This window comes from Peribacillus muralis, from assembly GCF_001439925.1.
Taxonomy (GTDB): Bacteria; Bacillota; Bacilli; order Bacillales; family DSM-1321; genus Peribacillus; species Peribacillus muralis.
The window spans coordinates 36,940-51,413 of sequence record NZ_LMBV01000007.1; the positions used below are offsets into that span (position 1 = coordinate 36,940).

General features: G+C 38.5%; 20 protein-coding genes. 13 read left to right on the plus strand and 7 right to left on the minus strand.

Annotated features, from left to right (window positions below; genetic code table 11):
• The first annotated feature begins 11 nt into the window (after positions 1-11).
• The 7 genes from kdpC to ASU00_RS11140 all read left to right on the plus strand — a co-directional run bounded on the left by kdpC (position 12) and on the right by ASU00_RS11140 (position 5,090).
• Positions 12-569 carry a potassium-transporting ATPase subunit KdpC gene (gene kdpC / locus ASU00_RS11115; protein ID WP_057913543.1) on the plus strand — a complete coding sequence of 186 codons (558 nt, stop codon included), beginning with the start codon at positions 12-14 and terminating at the stop codon, positions 567-569.
• Positions 570-895: 326 nt separating this feature from the next.
• Positions 896-1,129 carry a DUF896 domain-containing protein gene (locus ASU00_RS11120; protein WP_057913544.1) on the plus strand — a complete coding sequence of 78 codons (234 nt, stop codon included), beginning with the start codon at positions 896-898 and terminating at the stop codon, positions 1,127-1,129.
• A gap of 230 nt (positions 1,130-1,359) precedes the next feature.
• Positions 1,360-3,363: a transketolase gene (gene tkt / locus ASU00_RS11125; protein WP_057913545.1), complete on the plus strand. Its 2,004-nt coding sequence runs from the start codon at positions 1,360-1,362 to the stop codon at positions 3,361-3,363.
• A gap of 255 nt (positions 3,364-3,618) precedes the next feature.
• On the plus strand, positions 3,619-4,059 hold the full coding sequence (gene sirA, locus ASU00_RS11130) for a sporulation inhibitor of replication protein SirA (RefSeq protein ID WP_057913546.1): 441 nt from the start codon (positions 3,619-3,621) through the stop codon (positions 4,057-4,059).
• A gap of 84 nt (positions 4,060-4,143) precedes the next feature.
• Positions 4,144-4,359, plus strand: a complete 216-nt coding sequence (locus ASU00_RS11135) for a YneF family protein (protein ID WP_034312934.1) — start codon at positions 4,144-4,146, stop codon at positions 4,357-4,359.
• A gap of 169 nt (positions 4,360-4,528) precedes the next feature.
• Complete coding sequence (locus ASU00_RS26675; RefSeq protein WP_269085317.1) at positions 4,529-4,651, plus strand: hypothetical protein; 123 nt, start codon at positions 4,529-4,531, stop codon at positions 4,649-4,651.
• A 37-nt stretch (positions 4,652-4,688) separates the two neighbouring features.
• Entirely contained in the window at positions 4,689-5,090 is a 402-nt protein-coding gene (locus ASU00_RS11140; protein WP_057913547.1) for an RDD family protein, read from the plus strand.
• Positions 5,091-5,310: 220 nt separating this feature from the next.
• On the opposite strand, the gene ASU00_RS11145 is transcribed toward ASU00_RS11140, so the two are convergent.
• Positions 5,311-6,198: a LysR family transcriptional regulator gene (locus tag ASU00_RS11145; RefSeq protein ID WP_057913548.1), complete on the minus strand. Its 888-nt coding sequence runs from the start codon at positions 6,196-6,198 to the stop codon at positions 5,311-5,313.
• 156 nt (positions 6,199-6,354) lie between these two features.
• On the opposite strand from ASU00_RS11145, the gene thrC reads away from it, so the two are divergent.
• From thrC to ASU00_RS11170, 5 genes are all read left to right on the plus strand, one after another.
• On the plus strand, positions 6,355-7,620 hold the full coding sequence (gene thrC, locus ASU00_RS11150) for a threonine synthase (RefSeq protein ID WP_057913549.1): 1,266 nt from the start codon (positions 6,355-6,357) through the stop codon (positions 7,618-7,620).
• A gap of 598 nt (positions 7,621-8,218) precedes the next feature.
• On the plus strand, positions 8,219-8,638 hold the full coding sequence (locus ASU00_RS11155; RefSeq protein WP_057913550.1) for an RrF2 family transcriptional regulator: 420 nt from the start codon (positions 8,219-8,221) through the stop codon (positions 8,636-8,638).
• A 91-nt stretch (positions 8,639-8,729) separates the two neighbouring features.
• Positions 8,730-9,110: an IDEAL domain-containing protein gene (locus ASU00_RS11160; protein ID WP_057913551.1), complete on the plus strand. Its 381-nt coding sequence runs from the start codon at positions 8,730-8,732 to the stop codon at positions 9,108-9,110.
• A gap of 32 nt (positions 9,111-9,142) precedes the next feature.
• The gene (trxA, locus tag ASU00_RS11165) at positions 9,143-9,457 is read left to right on the plus strand and encodes a thioredoxin (protein ID WP_057913552.1); all 315 of its coding nucleotides are present in this window, start codon (positions 9,143-9,145) and stop codon (positions 9,455-9,457) included.
• Between the two features lie 66 nt (positions 9,458-9,523).
• Complete coding sequence (locus tag ASU00_RS11170; RefSeq protein WP_057913553.1) at positions 9,524-10,648, plus strand: NADH-dependent flavin oxidoreductase; 1,125 nt, start codon at positions 9,524-9,526, stop codon at positions 10,646-10,648.
• Positions 10,649-11,023: 375 nt separating this feature from the next.
• Here ASU00_RS11170 and ASU00_RS25400 read toward each other — a convergent pair whose 3' ends face one another.
• The 5 genes from ASU00_RS25400 to ASU00_RS11185 form a co-directional block, all read right to left on the minus strand.
• Positions 11,024-11,191, minus strand: a complete 168-nt coding sequence (locus ASU00_RS25400) for a hypothetical protein (RefSeq protein ID WP_161809724.1) — start codon at positions 11,189-11,191, stop codon at positions 11,024-11,026.
• Positions 11,192-11,713: 522 nt separating this feature from the next.
• Positions 11,714-12,112, minus strand: a complete 399-nt coding sequence (locus ASU00_RS11175; RefSeq protein WP_057913554.1) for a DoxX family protein — start codon at positions 12,110-12,112, stop codon at positions 11,714-11,716.
• A 223-nt stretch (positions 12,113-12,335) separates the two neighbouring features.
• Positions 12,336-12,572 carry a polysaccharide deacetylase family protein gene (locus ASU00_RS26150; protein ID WP_236712703.1) on the minus strand — a complete coding sequence of 79 codons (237 nt, stop codon included), beginning with the start codon at positions 12,570-12,572 and terminating at the stop codon, positions 12,336-12,338.
• Positions 12,557-12,745: a polysaccharide deacetylase family protein gene (locus tag ASU00_RS26155; protein WP_057913555.1), complete on the minus strand. Its 189-nt coding sequence runs from the start codon at positions 12,743-12,745 to the stop codon at positions 12,557-12,559. Before ASU00_RS26155 ends, ASU00_RS26150 begins: the two co-directional genes overlap by 16 nt.
• Before the next feature lie 183 nt (positions 12,746-12,928).
• A complete protein-coding gene (locus ASU00_RS11185; RefSeq protein ID WP_082630244.1) occupies positions 12,929-13,291 on the minus strand; it encodes a DUF4183 domain-containing protein in 363 nt (120 codons plus the stop codon).
• A 137-nt stretch (positions 13,292-13,428) separates the two neighbouring features.
• On the opposite strand from ASU00_RS11185, the gene ASU00_RS11190 reads away from it, so the two are divergent.
• Positions 13,429-13,809 carry a DUF4183 domain-containing protein gene (locus tag ASU00_RS11190; RefSeq protein ID WP_057913556.1) on the plus strand — a complete coding sequence of 127 codons (381 nt, stop codon included), beginning with the start codon at positions 13,429-13,431 and terminating at the stop codon, positions 13,807-13,809.
• 173 nt (positions 13,810-13,982) lie between these two features.
• On the opposite strand, the gene ASU00_RS24465 is transcribed toward ASU00_RS11190, so the two are convergent.
• A complete protein-coding gene (locus ASU00_RS24465) occupies positions 13,983-14,156 on the minus strand; it encodes an aspartyl-phosphate phosphatase Spo0E family protein (RefSeq protein WP_082630245.1) in 174 nt (57 codons plus the stop codon).
• Between the last annotated feature and the right edge of the window lie 318 nt (positions 14,157-14,474).

Sequence of the window (14,474 nt, forward strand, 5' to 3'; positions counted from 1 at the left end):
GGTGGAAATCCATGTTAAAAAATATTCGCTTAAGTTTGGTGTTGCTAGTTATATGTGGAATTGCCTATCCATTGCTAATGACAGGTGTTGCCCAAGTCATTATGCCTGAGAAAGCGGATGGCAGTTTAATTAAAAACGAATCAGGAAAAATCATCGGTTCTGAACTAATAGGGCAATCGTTCAAAGACCCTGCTTACTTTCATGGTCGTGTTTCTTCTATAGAATATGATGCGGCAGGCTCGGGCTCACCCAATTATGCCCCATCCAATCAGGACATGATCAAGCGCACTGAAAAAGACCTAACAACTTTTCTAAAAGAAAATCCAACGGTCAAACAAGAAGAGATACCTGCTGATTTACTGACAAACTCAGGTTCCGGCTTAGATCCAAACATTTCACCAGAAGGAGCGGAAGTGCAGGTGTCACGCATTGCGCTAGAGCGAGGCGTCTCCCAAAAAAGAATATATAATCTTGTCGAGAAACATACTGAATCTCGATCACTGGGGTTATTTGGAGAACCGAAAGTGAACGTATTAAAGTTAAATATGGCATTGGATCAATTGAAATAGTGTAAAAAAGGAGAGTTCAAGCAACTCTCCTTTTTACCCGTTCACCCGGATAAGAGGAAATGATTGGATTTAATGGAGGAAGACAATTGTTCATGCTCTTATGACCATATTTTGTTTTTCATTTATTTAAGTGCAAAATAGTATATAAGCTTCGATAAATTAGCACAGAGATTCCTTAAAGGATTTTAGCTGCCATCCTAAGCTATCCTGAATTGTCGTTATCTCGGGTGCCAGCAAACTGCACAGGAAAGTCAATCATAGAACTTGTATTTTCGCGACTTTTTTAATACTATGACATTATCCGCAGATTATGAAGGAGCGAAATTATGTTATCAAAAGAAAAATTGGCCCGCATAAATGAACTTTCCAAAAAGGCTAAGGAAATTGGCTTGACGGAAGTTGAGGCGAAAGAACAAACGCAATTAAGAAGTGAGTATCTGGAAACATTCAGGCAATCCATGTCAGATACGTTAGAACACGTAAAAGTGGTCGACCCAGAAGGTAACGACGTCACTCCTCAAAAGATCAAAGATATTAAAGAAAAAAGAAACTTACATTAATGCTGGAACTTACCTGATGGGAATATCCCAATGGAAGGTTCTTTTGGCTTTTAGTTTTTAAAAAAGAGAGCGTTCATGTATGTATTCTCCTATTTAGTTTAATCTAAATAGGGGACTTCTCTATTTTGCAAAAAGTATAATATTGGGTTTCAAATAGTGATTTTAGTTGTGATATTAAGCAGGTCACTATAATATAAAGAGGTACATTACAAGAAGGGATGTTTTACGATATGTTAGATAAATTAGATGCACTTTCCATCAACACGATTCGTACTTTATCGATCGATGCCATTGAAAAGGCGAATTCCGGCCACCCAGGGATGCCTATGGGTGCAGCGCCGATGGCATATAAACTATGGACCGATTATATGAATCATAACCCGAAAAATCCAGATTGGTTCAATAGAGACCGCTTTGTTCTTTCAGCAGGACATGGATCGATGCTGTTATACAGCCTTCTTCATCTGTCTGGCTATGGATTATCGATCGATGATTTAAAAGGGTTCCGTCAGTGGGGCAGTAAAACTCCAGGACACCCTGAATTTGGGCATACTGCAGGCGTAGATGCAACAACAGGACCGCTAGGACAAGGGATTGCGATGGCAGTTGGAATGGCAATGGCCGAACGCCACCTGGCAGAAAGCTATAACCGTGATTCTTATAATGTGGTCGATCACTATACATATAGCATTTGCGGAGATGGAGATTTAATGGAGGGCGTATCTGCCGAAGCCGCATCATTAGCTGGGCATCTTCAACTTGGAAGACTTGTTGTTTTATATGATTCCAATGATATTTCACTTGATGGCGACTTAAGTCAGTCATTCAGTGAAAGTGTAGCAGAACGTTTCAAATCCTATAACTGGCAATATATCCGTGTTGAGGATGGAAATGATCTAGAGGAAATTGCTAAAGCGATTGAAGAAGCGAAAACGGATGAAAATCGTCCAACATTAATAGAAGTGAAAACAGTTATTGGTTACGGTTCTCCAAACCGTTCTGGTAAATCTGCTGTTCACGGCGCTCCGCTTGGTGCAGATGAACTGAAGTTGACTAAAGAAGCATATAAATGGACATTCGAAAAGGACTTCCATGTACCAGAAGAAGTGTATTCACACTTCAATGAAACTGTTGTTGATGCAGGAGCTCAAAAAGAGGAAGCTTGGAACGAAATGTTCAAAAATTACAAAGAAGCACATCCTGAATTAGCCGGTCAATTGGAGCTGGCAATCAAGGGTGAACTGCCTGTTGAATGGGATCAGGAAATTCCAGTTTACGAAGAAGGAAAAACATTGGCTTCCCGTGCTTCAAGTGGTGAAGTGTTAAACGCGATTGCCAAAAAGGTTCCTAGCTTCATCGGTGGATCAGCAGATTTAGCTGGATCGAATAATACAGCCATCAAAGGTGAGACAGATTTCTTACCGGGTAACTACAGTGGTCGCAATATTTGGTTTGGTGTACGTGAATTCGCAATGGGAGCGGCTTTGAATGGAATGACGCTTCATGGTGGACTTAAAGTGTACGGAGGAACGTTCTTCGTTTTCTCTGACTACTTGCGTCCTGCCATCAGGATGGCAGCACTGATGGGCCTACCTGTAACCTATGTATTCACTCATGACAGCATTGCTGTTGGGGAAGACGGTCCGACACATGAGCCAATCGAACAATTGGCGTCATTACGTGCGATGCCTAACTTAGGTGTAATCCGTCCAGCTGACGGTAATGAAACGGCAGCGGCTTGGAAAGTGGCTATGGAGTCTACAAATAAACCAACTGCCCTTGTCCTTACACGCCAAGGATTGCCAACAATTAAAGATACTGCACAAAATGCCTATGAAGGTGTTTCAAAAGGGGCGTATGTCATCTCTGCTTCCAAGAAAGCAGATGCCGATGCTTTACTTCTTGCGACTGGTTCCGAAGTGAATCTGGCTGTGGAAGCACAGCAAGCTTTAGCAACAGAAGGCATTGATGTCTCTGTTGTCAGCATGCCTTCATGGGATCGATTTGAAACGCAATCGAAAGAATATAAACAAAGTGTCATCAATCCGGCCGTGAAAAAACGTCTAGCTATTGAAGTGGCTTCTCCGTTTGGTTGGGATCGCTATACAGGTGATGAGGGTGAAATCTTGGCCATCAATCACTTTGGAGCATCTGCACCAGGCAACAAGATCATGGAAGAGTTTGGATTCACAGTAGAAAATGTAGTGGCCCGTGTTAAAGGGTTGCTAAAATAATTGTAATACAAACTGACGCCAACTAGCTTGGTGTCAGTTTTTTTTCATTGGTATGAGAAATCTTCGATTCGACAAAAAAAGAAGAAAATTTCACCAGCAAACAACATATCCTGTTCGTTTGTCAATATATAATGGGAATAATTAATTTTCGTTTAAATGTGTCATTTATAGGGGAAAGTCATCATATATAGTAAATGATGGAAATGGTTGGAGTTGTCCGAGTTACAAAATAGGAATGCTAGGAGGCAAGTGCTGATGAGAACCTATCAAATTTTTTTAATCGAAGATGAATTTGCCCATCATTATTATGGAAGAGAAAAACTATTTTTCAATTTGTTTTTGGAATATATTCATGCAAGGGGCAGACTGAAGAGTATTTTGCAAAAACAAATCGAATTTGTCACCAAAACAGTCCCGATTATCCAATTGCAATTGGCCATCGAACAACGTTTGCCTAGAAAGATGAATTTTTGGACTCAAGATGGCAAATACTATTTAGAAAAAACAAATGGATCAAGTAAAGCCGTTTTGATTATCGAGAACGAATCCATTACGCTAAAAGCTGATGGAGACTACGAAGCAGAAACTGCCTTTTTTGAATGTATTCGAAAATACGAGGCGAGTTTTCTCGCGATAGATTTTGAACACGAAAAATACGGATGGTTAAAACCGATAAAAGAAAGAAAATTTGTCTAAATGGGGGACTTTTCGGCAGCGGGTATTGTATAATAATCTTTGGTCTAGTACACTGATGTTAGACAACACGAAGGAGGAAATAGTATGTGGGTTTACATTCTAGTTGGCGTACTGGCATTGATTGCTGGAGTAGTGCTGGGATTTTTCATCGCTCGTAAATACATGATGGATTACTTAAAGAAAAATCCGCCAATTAACGAACAGATGCTGAAAATGATGATGATGCAAATGGGCATGAAACCATCCCAAAAGAAAATTAATCAAATGATGAGCGCCATGAACAAGCAACAAACAAAATAAATTCGATGGTTCATCCTTTGATTAATCGCAATTATAAGATAAGCAAATCATAAACTACCTTGAAGAGTGAATCTTTCATAATAAATTTCCTTGTTTTTGCTTTATCTTTCAATTACTGATTCGAAACCCCTCTCTCTGTTTGATTCAATCAGGGAGAGGGGTTTTTTGTATGGTAAAGGATGTCCGCAATGAAAAAAGCGGCAGTAAAATTAATAATGATGTTACTGATTTAAATCCTGTTTGTGAATTCCGTAAAAACTCTCGTTACAATAGCTCATATCTGGTAAAATAGTTAATTGTAACTACTACTAACAACAGGAGGTTCATTAATGAACGATTCAGTAGGTTTTTGGAAACGTTTCTTTGCAGGAATTCTGGACGGACTAATAATATCATTACCATTAACATTGATTTTCGGTTGGATAACCGGGGATTGGGAAAATGAAAGTTATTCAACGATTGTGGACTTACTCTACATGCTGATTGTCCCGATAGTATGGTATGGCTATACAGTCGGTAAACGGATTATGGGCATTCGTATCGTAAGGGTCGATGGCAGGAAAGTAGGTCTAGGCACGATGCTGTTAAGAACATTCGTTGCAGGTATAGTCTATATCCTTACTATTGGAATAGGTTTTATTATTAGCGCCTTCATGGTCGGTATAAGAAAAGATCATCGGGCGATCCATGATTTCATAGCTGGTACATATGTGACCTCGGAGAAACCTTGAGAAAAAGATGAGCAGCATTAGCTAAAATCTGATAAGAACATATAGTTAAAGACCTGAGTTCGGTATTCTACCCTGCTCAGGTCTTTTATTTTTATCGGCATCCAGTATTATTTCCCCTTAAAGATGATTTTAAGGAGAAACAAAGCTGCTGGAAATTTTCTTTTTCAATCTAACTAATTTTAAGAATAAAAAGTCTGTCGGAGGATAGGAGCCTACTCGATTAATTTTCTTCTTTTTCAATACTTTGTATGAAATTAAGCGCCGTTTCGGCAAGTGCATCTTTTTTTCTTGTACATAATGAGATGGGATTTTTTAATTGAATTTCATCTACATGTACTGTGTCTACATCTCCACGGGTCATATATTCGTTAACTTCAAGAGATGAAACAAAGGTAACTCCATAACCTTCAATCACAGTTCTAATTGTTTCATTCAATCCATTAATCTGTAAACCAACGATTGGTTTATTTACATTATGGATTTCACATAAAGAAACCAACTTTTCTCGTGAAGAACTCCCTTCTTCTCGAAACACAAAAGGCTCTCTTACCATTTCAGCCAATGTAATATTTTTTGAAGCAAACTTATGATCTTTATGCACGACAAATACCATTTTATCTTCAAGTAATTCCTTACTATGAATGACTGGATTAAACTCTTTTCTTCCACCGATGAAAGCAATTTCCGCTTCATGATTAATTAACTGATTGATTGCACTTCGAGAATTAGTTGTTGTTAATTCTACCTCCACCTCAGGGTACCTTTGTTTGTAAAGCCCAATCCATTTTGGCAATAGAAAATTTGCTGGAAGATATGTTGCGACAATACGGAGCTTTCCAACTGCTCCCTTTTTGAGTTGATCAATATAAGAGTCTATTTCAGTTTCGAGGGAAAATAATCTTTTAGCTTGTTTAGCAAGTTGAATTCCAGCTTGAGTTAATAAGATGCCTCTACCATTAGGAGACAATAAAATTAAACCAAGTTCTTGTTCAAATTTTTTTATTTGTGCTGTTACAGCAGGCTGACTTATATTCAGCTCCTCAGCAGCACGAGTAACATTTCCTTTTTCAGCGACGGTATAAAACAGTCTTAATGCATGTAGGTTCATTATTCACCTCTATAATCATAAATGAAACTTATGAATACTAATAAAAGATATATTATATTTATTGAAATTCTTTCTTTATTATAAGACTATAAAAGTTCCTACTCAAGAAAATCCCTAATTAAAGAGGTGAGAGGGCAGCTAGCATGTCCCTAATAAATGAAACTAGTATGTATCGACTGTGGTCAAGAAATGCCTTCTAACGATTTTATCTACCATTGTACATGTGGCGGACTATTAGATATTGTCCATGATTTTCACAACTATGATGCTGACTTTTTGAAGCATTTATTTAATGAACGTCTTGCTGAACGTATGACACCCTATGCAAGTGGGGTATGGAGGTACAAAGAATTAATCTGTCCTGAGTTACCTGAAGACTGTATTGTTACCAAATATGAAGGAAACACAGGATTATACTCATCTGAGTTGATTCAAAGATATACGGGATTGAATCAAGTTTCTTTAAAGGCGCAAAGTGAAAACCCTAGTGGTTCATTTAAAGACAATGGCATGACTGTTGCGGTTTCTCATGGGAAATCCTTGGGCTATAAAAACTTCACTTGCACTTCAACAGGAAACACATCCTCTTCTTTAGCTATGTATGCCTCGATCGCTCATGCAAATTCTTATGTTTTCGTCCCAAATAAAGATATTTCGATTAATAAAGTATTACAGACAATAGCTTATGGATCACATGTATTTAGTATTTCGGGTACGTATGATGACGGTATTCAGTTTCTAGAGAAGTATAGTAGTGATCTTGGGTTATACGTATGCAATTCAATTAATCCCTTTAGAATAGAGGGACAAAAAAGTATTGTTTATGAAATAGCACAGTATTTAAACTGGGATTTACCTGAATGGATTATTGTACCTGGTGGAGCCTTAAGTAATGCAACTGCTTTAGGTAAAGGATTACATGAGTTATTCACGCTTGGGTTTATAGAGAAGATGCCTCGAGTAGCAATTGTTCAAGCTGATGGTGCCAGCCCATTCCATAAAATGATAGCTCAAGAAAAGAATGAACTTACACCTGAACTTCATCCATTTACTAGAGCTTCTGCAATGAATATCGGAAATCCACCTAGTTGGAAAAAAGCCATGCATATAATAAGACAAACAAATGGAATAACCATATCCGTGACAGATGACGAAATCCTTGATGCAAAAGCTATAATTGATAAAAGTGGAATAGGATGTGAACCTGCTTCGGCAGCTACTGTTGCTGGACTACGAAACTTAGTGTCTCAACAGGTGATTGACAAAGAGGAGTCAGCACTATGTATCTTAACAGGAAATATCTTAAAGGATACAGATGCTCTTAATGAGTATCATTTTGGAGAAAGTAATCATTCAACTTTTAAAAATGCTTTGCATCCGACTAGTTTGGCTTATGATACGATTAAAAAGTATATATTATAGAAATTTATTAAAAGATCATCCCCGACAAGAAGAAACATAAAAAGGCAGGGCAGTGATCGAAAATCCGATTTCAATTGGAGCTCTCTGGCTTAGTCTTTTTTGGAACCTTTTATAGTTGTAATAGTAGATATGATGAAAATAGGACCTGTCAGAATCATAGCAACTCAATATCTTTTCATCTTTGAATGATAAGGCGATGGTCCTTGGGCAAGCTGGACCATGCCTTGTTCACTTCTTCATCCAGAAAACATTAGTTAGTTCTCTGGATAACCACTTGATAATTTTTTTATAACCTATGGTGAGCCGTTTAGTAACTGTTCATTTTGGCGTTTCACCTCGTCTAGTTTGACGGTAGCACCTCTTCAAAGACTCGATAGTGTCTACATATGGAACAGGTTAATCTTTTTTTGGGAATGACCATAACTCACTGCGTTATTTGAACAATTTCCAGTACGCGACATGCACGTTTTTGATTTTTTTCCATATCGATTCCGTTTAGTGTGGCAAAATGGTGGGAAAAATCATAAAGTGGTGAGAGTTGACTTTAGCAACTGTAACGTTTAAGATTACAGTAATCTTCTTGAGGAGGATGCCAAAAGTGAATAGTGATTTTACAATAGCTGTGCATAGTTTGGTGTATTTGGCTTATTTGCCAGATCGTATGGCAAGCAGTGAGTCTATCGCAGAAAACGTTTGTACTAACTCGGCAAGAATCAGGAAAATGATGAGCAGCTTACGGAACAAAGGATATGTCAAGACTAAAGAAGGTGTTGGCGGTGGCTATATCCTCGTTTGTAACCCTGAAGAGGTAACTTTGGCGGATATATATATAACCGTCTCACACGGGACATTAAAGCCGAATTGGTGTACAGGTGACCCGGACAGAAAGTGTGTCATATCTTCCAATACACAGCTGGTTATGGATCAAATACTCGATGAAGCTGAACTATATTTTGAAAAATATTTAGAGAATATTACCCTGAGTGCATTTTTGGAGAAAATTAAGCAATGTCCTTGATATTGATTTAGTTTTTTCTTTTATAGTTACTGTATATTTTATTTTTACAGTTTATTGTTGTTTTTTTAATGAAAATAAAGGGGTGTCTTTTATGGCAGGAAATAAGCAGTTTGAAAACGGTGATTGGGTACAAGGAAGGTCGAGGGAGGGAGAACTTATACACGGATTCATCGAAACCTTAAGCAGGAATCAAGATATCATTAAAGTGAATGTTGTGGAAAGCGATAATGAAAAGGCAATTGGTAAAGCGATTTGGATTCCAAGTAAATGGACTGAAAAGCTGCCGGACTTAGAAATTAGTAACGAAAGTGATCTATTGGCATTAATTGATTTAGCGTTGCTTTCCAAAGATGAGACGTGGTTTATGGAGTTATCTGGTAAATTGGGAACGATTAAGATCCATCCCACATTAAAGGATAAAAAATCCGATTTCATTTTGGAAGGCAATAGAATTGCTAAACTTGATTTTTAATGAGTTGGTGATAAAACGAGGAGGATATGATCATGACTATTGAGCATGTAACGGATGATAATTTTGCGGCTGTAGTTAAAGAAGGTCTTGTGCTAGTTGATTTTTGGGCACCATGGTGCGGTCCATGTAAAATGATAGCACCAGTCCTTAATGAATTGGATGCTGAAATGGGTGAACAGGTTAAAATCGTTAAACTCAATGTTGATGAAAATACAGCGACGACACAACAATACGGGATAATGGGAATACCAGCACTTATTCTTTTCAAAGATGGTGAAAAGGTCGATCAGGCAGTTGGATTGCAGCCTAAAGAAGCAATTTCGGCCTTAATCACTAAGCATGCATGATAATTCAATGACAACCGTTACTTATTCGGTTGGTGGTAATTTACTTATAAAATGGAGGACTTGCAAATGAATTCTAAATATACACCGTTATTCGAATCATTCAACTTAGGGAAAGGGATGAAACTGAAAAATCGTCTGGTGATGGCGCCGATGACCAATTTCTCTTCAAATCCTGACGGGACTGTAACTGATGAAGAAGTAAACTATTATGAGCGCCGTTCAAGCGGGGTAGGCATGGTGATAACGGCCTGCACGAATGTAACGGCAAATGGTAAAGGATTTCATGGGGAGTTTGGCGGTGATACGGACGAAATGATTCCTAGCCTAAGTCGTTTAGCTTCGGCGATAAAAGCGAAAGGCGCAAAAGCAATCCTCCAGATTTTTCATGGCGGCCGCGAGGTACCACCTGAATTAGTGCCTAATGGCGATGTTGTAAGCGCAGGTGATATCCCATCAGTTGGCGAAGGGAAAGCGATTCCTCGTCCACTGACAGAGAAGGAAATCGAATCGATCATTCTCGATTTTGGTGAAACGACTCGACGTGCCATAGAAGCTGGATATGATGGTGTCGAAATTCACGGTGCCAATGGTTACCTGATTCAGCAGTTCTTTTCACCACACTCGAACCGTCGCGAAGACAAGTGGGGCGGATCACTTGAAAAGCGCCTGAGTTTTCCGTTAGCGGTGGTGGATGAAGTGCAAAAAGCAGTTGCAAAACATGCCAAAGCTCCGTTCGTCGTAGGCTATCGCTTTTCCCCTGAAGAGCCTGAAACACCGGGAATCACGATGGATGACACACTGGCATTAATTGATGGACTTGCGAGTAAGGATCTGGATTATCTTCATGTTTCATTAATGGAATTCTGGTCAAAAGCAAGAAGGGGAGCAGATGCTGACCGAGCACGGATCGAAATCATAAAAGAACGTGTCGGAGACCAAGTTCCTGTCATCGGCGTTGGCTCAATTTATACTGCTGATGATGCAATCTCTGCACTGCAATCTGGCGTTCCGCTACTCGCAATAGGCCGCGAACTGATCATCGATCCTGAATGGGTACAAAAAGTGGAACAAGGAAGAGAATCGGAAATCATCACAAAAATAAACAAAAATCATCAACAGCAATTAGATATTCCTGATCCATTATGGCAAGCCATCATCCATTCTCCAGGATGGTTTCCGGGGATTGAATAGGAAGTAGACGCTTCTCTGGATTGTACAATGAATCATAGGTGAAATTGAACGTGAAATATTTTTAAGGAAAAGAACTCACGCATTATTGAGTGAAACCCCTGACATCGGACACACATGAAACAGTGCCCGATGTCAGGGGTTTTTTTAATGTTGGATTTGACTCATAAATAATCGTGTATAGATGACCTTTACCAGCATTAGTACCTTCATCTTTGTCTTTGTTCAGATGCTTCGCATAATTCTATTTTAGGGATTATAACCTTAATGAGTGCAGATGTTATCATGCTGAATGTGGACTGTTTGCTTTTAAGTCAGAGTCTGTACATGTCCTTAGGAGCACTAGAAGAGCAACCATTAATCGTTGCTCCTCTATTGTTATTTTCTTTTTAATAGAAGAGCTAATATCAAAGATACTTGCAAAGAAATGATAAGTAAAAGAGACAAGAGATATTCACTATCCATTGATGCATCAAAGCTTAGGGTGAAAAATACAAGAACTGAAATCACTACAATGATAACGAAAATAAAAATGGTTTGCGCCATACCCCGCCCTCCTTTCGAACAATAGGGCATTTAGACAGAGTTAACTCATATGTTTTTGAATTTTTACTTATGCTCACACTACTATAGTATAATTTTTCTTTTTTTGGGTTTTTGTTTTTAGACGGGATATTCCATAATTGATACAAGTCCAAGTACTTATCCGGCCACTCAATTTTGAGATTTCGATCGACTTCAGCCATTTGTTTAAGGTGATTTTCCATCTTAAGGGTCGTACCCGTTTAATATGTACAGTTGAGGAGCAAAAAAGCTGAAGGAAAAACCAATCCATTTTTAACCGGGCGATTTTATTATTGAAACGATTTATTTCATATTTGGTACAGCGAATGTTTTTATATAGGTGAGGTCGTGAATCCGAGATCAATGATGCTTGATTTTAAGTCATGATATTAAATGCTTTTCCCAAATCATTTAAGTCTGAAAACCATTCAAGAGGGAGGGTGGAAAACAAAAAAATACGGAGTGGATGAATCCAGCTCCGTGTCTTCCATAATCAAATATACCTTAAAAAAGAATAGAATCAAGTGAGTAAGGGCCAGCTCCAGTTAACGCTACACCGATCGCCACTGCAAGGATGGCAAGGTTGTATTCATACCCGTTCTGGGTCGCCCAGTAGCCATTTGCTCCGTGAACCTTAACAATCGCAGCAAGCATGGTAAGGGCAATCAATATCCCAGCCAGAGGTGTAAGCAGACCTAAAGCGAATAAGGCACCGCCAATAAGCTCTGATAAACCAGCAAATAGGGCCATCATAACACCCGGCTTCATACCGATTGAATCAAACCAGCCGCCAGTACCTTTTAAACCATGACCTCCAAACCACCCAAACAGTTTTTGAGCGCCATGACCAACGAACGATAAACCGATAACTACTCGTATAACTAGTAAACCTAAACCAATCATATATAATTCCTCCTGAAATTTATATTATATTAAGATATCTTTATATCGAGATATTAGTGTAAAAAAATAAGCGGTTATTATCTCGAATTAAATTATCTTTAATTAAAGATAATACATTGTAAGTGATTTGTCAAATGAATTTAGGATTGAAATAATAAATCAGATACCGTGACGCACATATAGCCGATTTTATATAGATAATTCAAGGTTGGTTCAAAGACCGTTACCGATTGAGGAGAGCGCATATTTTATCCGGTGCCGGCCGTTTCGAGTCTTGGATATGAAGCCACCATAAGACAACTTTAAATCCTGTTTGTACTGCTGAATTAATGATTATATCGTTATGAAGTCCACCTACAGGCCGATATAATGTCGGCTTGTATTTAGCAATATCCCAAAACACTTTATCGGTTTTATCCAATTCAGAAGATAATAACTCAGCTGTCATCTGCCGTAACAATGATGATACGTCTGGTTTGCAATTTCATACCCTACTTTTATTTCTCTTTTGATGATGCAAGGATTGCTTTTCACTTTATTGCCTAAAACAAAAAACGCGGCTTTGGAATTATATTTAGCTAATATATCGAGAATTTTGGGTGTATAGGAAGGATGTGGTCCATCGTTTGCCATTACGTTTCGCGTTTTCGCATATATCTCCTGCTGGATGTTATCGCATCGATATGGTTAGTCAAAGAAGAAAATAAGGAACAAAATGGACGCAGTCATCGTTTGGGTCTTCAAAAAAGTCCCTCCTGAAACATGTATATAAGGCAGTATGTGAAGCGCCATTTAATTTTTTAGTGGGTTACCCTTTTAAACAATGAACATTTGCAATATGATGGGTGTTCCTTGGATGGGGGTATCAATCGTGTTCAATGTAAGCTTTCCTGGTTCAACGGTATAATTTTCATGAGGCTGCAAAACGCCATTTATGAATAAATTCATATACGATACTTTTGAAGGATCTGGTATGACCTGTTTTCCAATGTCCGTTATTCCATCTTGTTCATCAAAAACTCGTTGACAGCCTTTTGCGACAGCATAAAACTCAAAAGCCACGATTCTTTTCGGAATTTTCGTGCGAACTTCCGTGAAAGAGCATGTAGGGAAAAACAACAAAGGTTTAGGGATTTTTTCATCATCCTCTTTGATGAAACGGCAATATTTATTGTCCATTTTCTTAAATTTCCCCCTTTTTTTATCTCCTATTATATTTTATATAAAATGCGGATTATCGTGATGACCATTTTTGGAAGCTGTCTATACACTTCCGTCTTTGATGTCATAGCTTATAGGGAAGAGAGGTGAATATATTGCCGTTAAAGATAATGAAATTGGCGATTGCGGCTACTTCGCTGATTACTGTAAATCCATTGATCACCCGTTTATTTTATGAGGTGCCTGCTACATCGGATGGTCCAACCACTCTGACGATCGATGCTGCAAGCTTTATGACGGACACTGGTGGTCCTGCCACGGTGCTGCCTGTATTAAATGCGGAAAATAGCTCATATGAAGTGTTTATTAATGGTGTGCTGCAAATGGAGGATATATCCACATACACTCCAGGTGCTACTGGTGTAGGAAGGCTTGTGCTGACAATTCCGGATGATTCATCCGTATTGGCAGGGTCTCCTGTCGTACTAGTCGTGACAAACTACGCACCAACCTCAGATGTTGATATTGTAACGTAACCAAATCCGCGCCTCTTAAACGAAAACAAGAAAACAGGCAGCGCCGAAAGTGCTGCCTGTTTTTAATAGGGTAAATCCATAAAGGCAAGGAAATAAAAAAGAGGTTCGAATGTCAAAAAAAGCATAGTGCCAGGAGTAAATGCTAATGGAGATGAAATGGAAAGAATACATATTTAAAATTCTGGACCGGTTTTATAAAAAAGTTCATTATATTTATTCAGTAATTGATCAAGTTGCTGGCTATACTCGACGGCAACATGTGAGTTCAAACCATCTTCAGCGACAACTTTTATAAGCTCTTTCCGCTTTGATTCAATCTGTTCGAGATATTCATTCTTTTTAGCCATTATATTTCCTTTCTGGCCCCAGCATTATATTAAGGTACCCTTTAATGAGTTTTAGTTGTAAAATCTGTATGAATATAACAATTATATCGGCTTGGACCAGTGAATTCAAATATGTGCTGACACCGATAATTAAATAGCATCTAATCAGCTATGGTTATCAAATCTTCGCCGCTTCATAGATGTTTTTTAGGTGGACACCGTGTGCAGGCCCATCTTTAGGGGCTGTCATATCTTTAGCTGCCACGAATACCAATGCTGCCATGAAGTATATGGCTGGTTATAAATTAGGGTTTGCCGGCCCATTTTCATATTATCCTT

Bases quoted from the DNA above. Each gene is read 5' to 3' on its own strand.
- kdpC (WP_057913543.1), top strand. From the start codon at position 12: ATGTTAAAAAATATTCGCTTAAGTTTGGTGTTGCTAGTTATATGTGGA.
- ASU00_RS11120 (WP_057913544.1), top strand. From the start codon at position 896: ATGTTATCAAAAGAAAAATTGGCCCGCATAAATGAACTTTCCAAAAAG.
- tkt (WP_057913545.1), top strand. From the start codon at position 1,360: ATGTTAGATAAATTAGATGCACTTTCCATCAACACGATTCGTACTTTA.
- sirA (WP_057913546.1), top strand. From the start codon at position 3,619: ATGAGAACCTATCAAATTTTTTTAATCGAAGATGAATTTGCCCATCAT.
- ASU00_RS11135 (WP_034312934.1), top strand. From the start codon at position 4,144: ATGTGGGTTTACATTCTAGTTGGCGTACTGGCATTGATTGCTGGAGTA.
- ASU00_RS26675 (WP_269085317.1), top strand. From the start codon at position 4,529: ATGGTAAAGGATGTCCGCAATGAAAAAAGCGGCAGTAAAATTAATAAT.
- ASU00_RS11140 (WP_057913547.1), top strand. From the start codon at position 4,689: ATGAACGATTCAGTAGGTTTTTGGAAACGTTTCTTTGCAGGAATTCTG.
- ASU00_RS11145 (WP_057913548.1), bottom strand. From the start codon at position 6,198: ATGAACCTACATGCATTAAGACTGTTTTATACCGTCGCTGAAAAAGGA.
- thrC (WP_057913549.1), top strand. From the start codon at position 6,355: ATGAAACTAGTATGTATCGACTGTGGTCAAGAAATGCCTTCTAACGAT.
- ASU00_RS11160 (WP_057913551.1), top strand. From the start codon at position 8,730: ATGGCAGGAAATAAGCAGTTTGAAAACGGTGATTGGGTACAAGGAAGG.
- trxA (WP_057913552.1), top strand. From the start codon at position 9,143: ATGACTATTGAGCATGTAACGGATGATAATTTTGCGGCTGTAGTTAAA.
- ASU00_RS11170 (WP_057913553.1), top strand. From the start codon at position 9,524: ATGAATTCTAAATATACACCGTTATTCGAATCATTCAACTTAGGGAAA.
- ASU00_RS25400 (WP_161809724.1), bottom strand. From the start codon at position 11,191: ATGGCGCAAACCATTTTTATTTTCGTTATCATTGTAGTGATTTCAGTT.
- ASU00_RS11175 (WP_057913554.1), bottom strand. From the start codon at position 12,112: ATGATTGGTTTAGGTTTACTAGTTATACGAGTAGTTATCGGTTTATCG.
- ASU00_RS26155 (WP_057913555.1), bottom strand. From the start codon at position 12,745: ATGGCAAACGATGGACCACATCCTTCCTATACACCCAAAATTCTCGAT.
- ASU00_RS11185 (WP_082630244.1), bottom strand. From the start codon at position 13,291: ATGGACAATAAATATTGCCGTTTCATCAAAGAGGATGATGAAAAAATC.
- ASU00_RS24465 (WP_082630245.1), bottom strand. From the start codon at position 14,156: ATGGCTAAAAAGAATGAATATCTCGAACAGATTGAATCAAAGCGGAAA.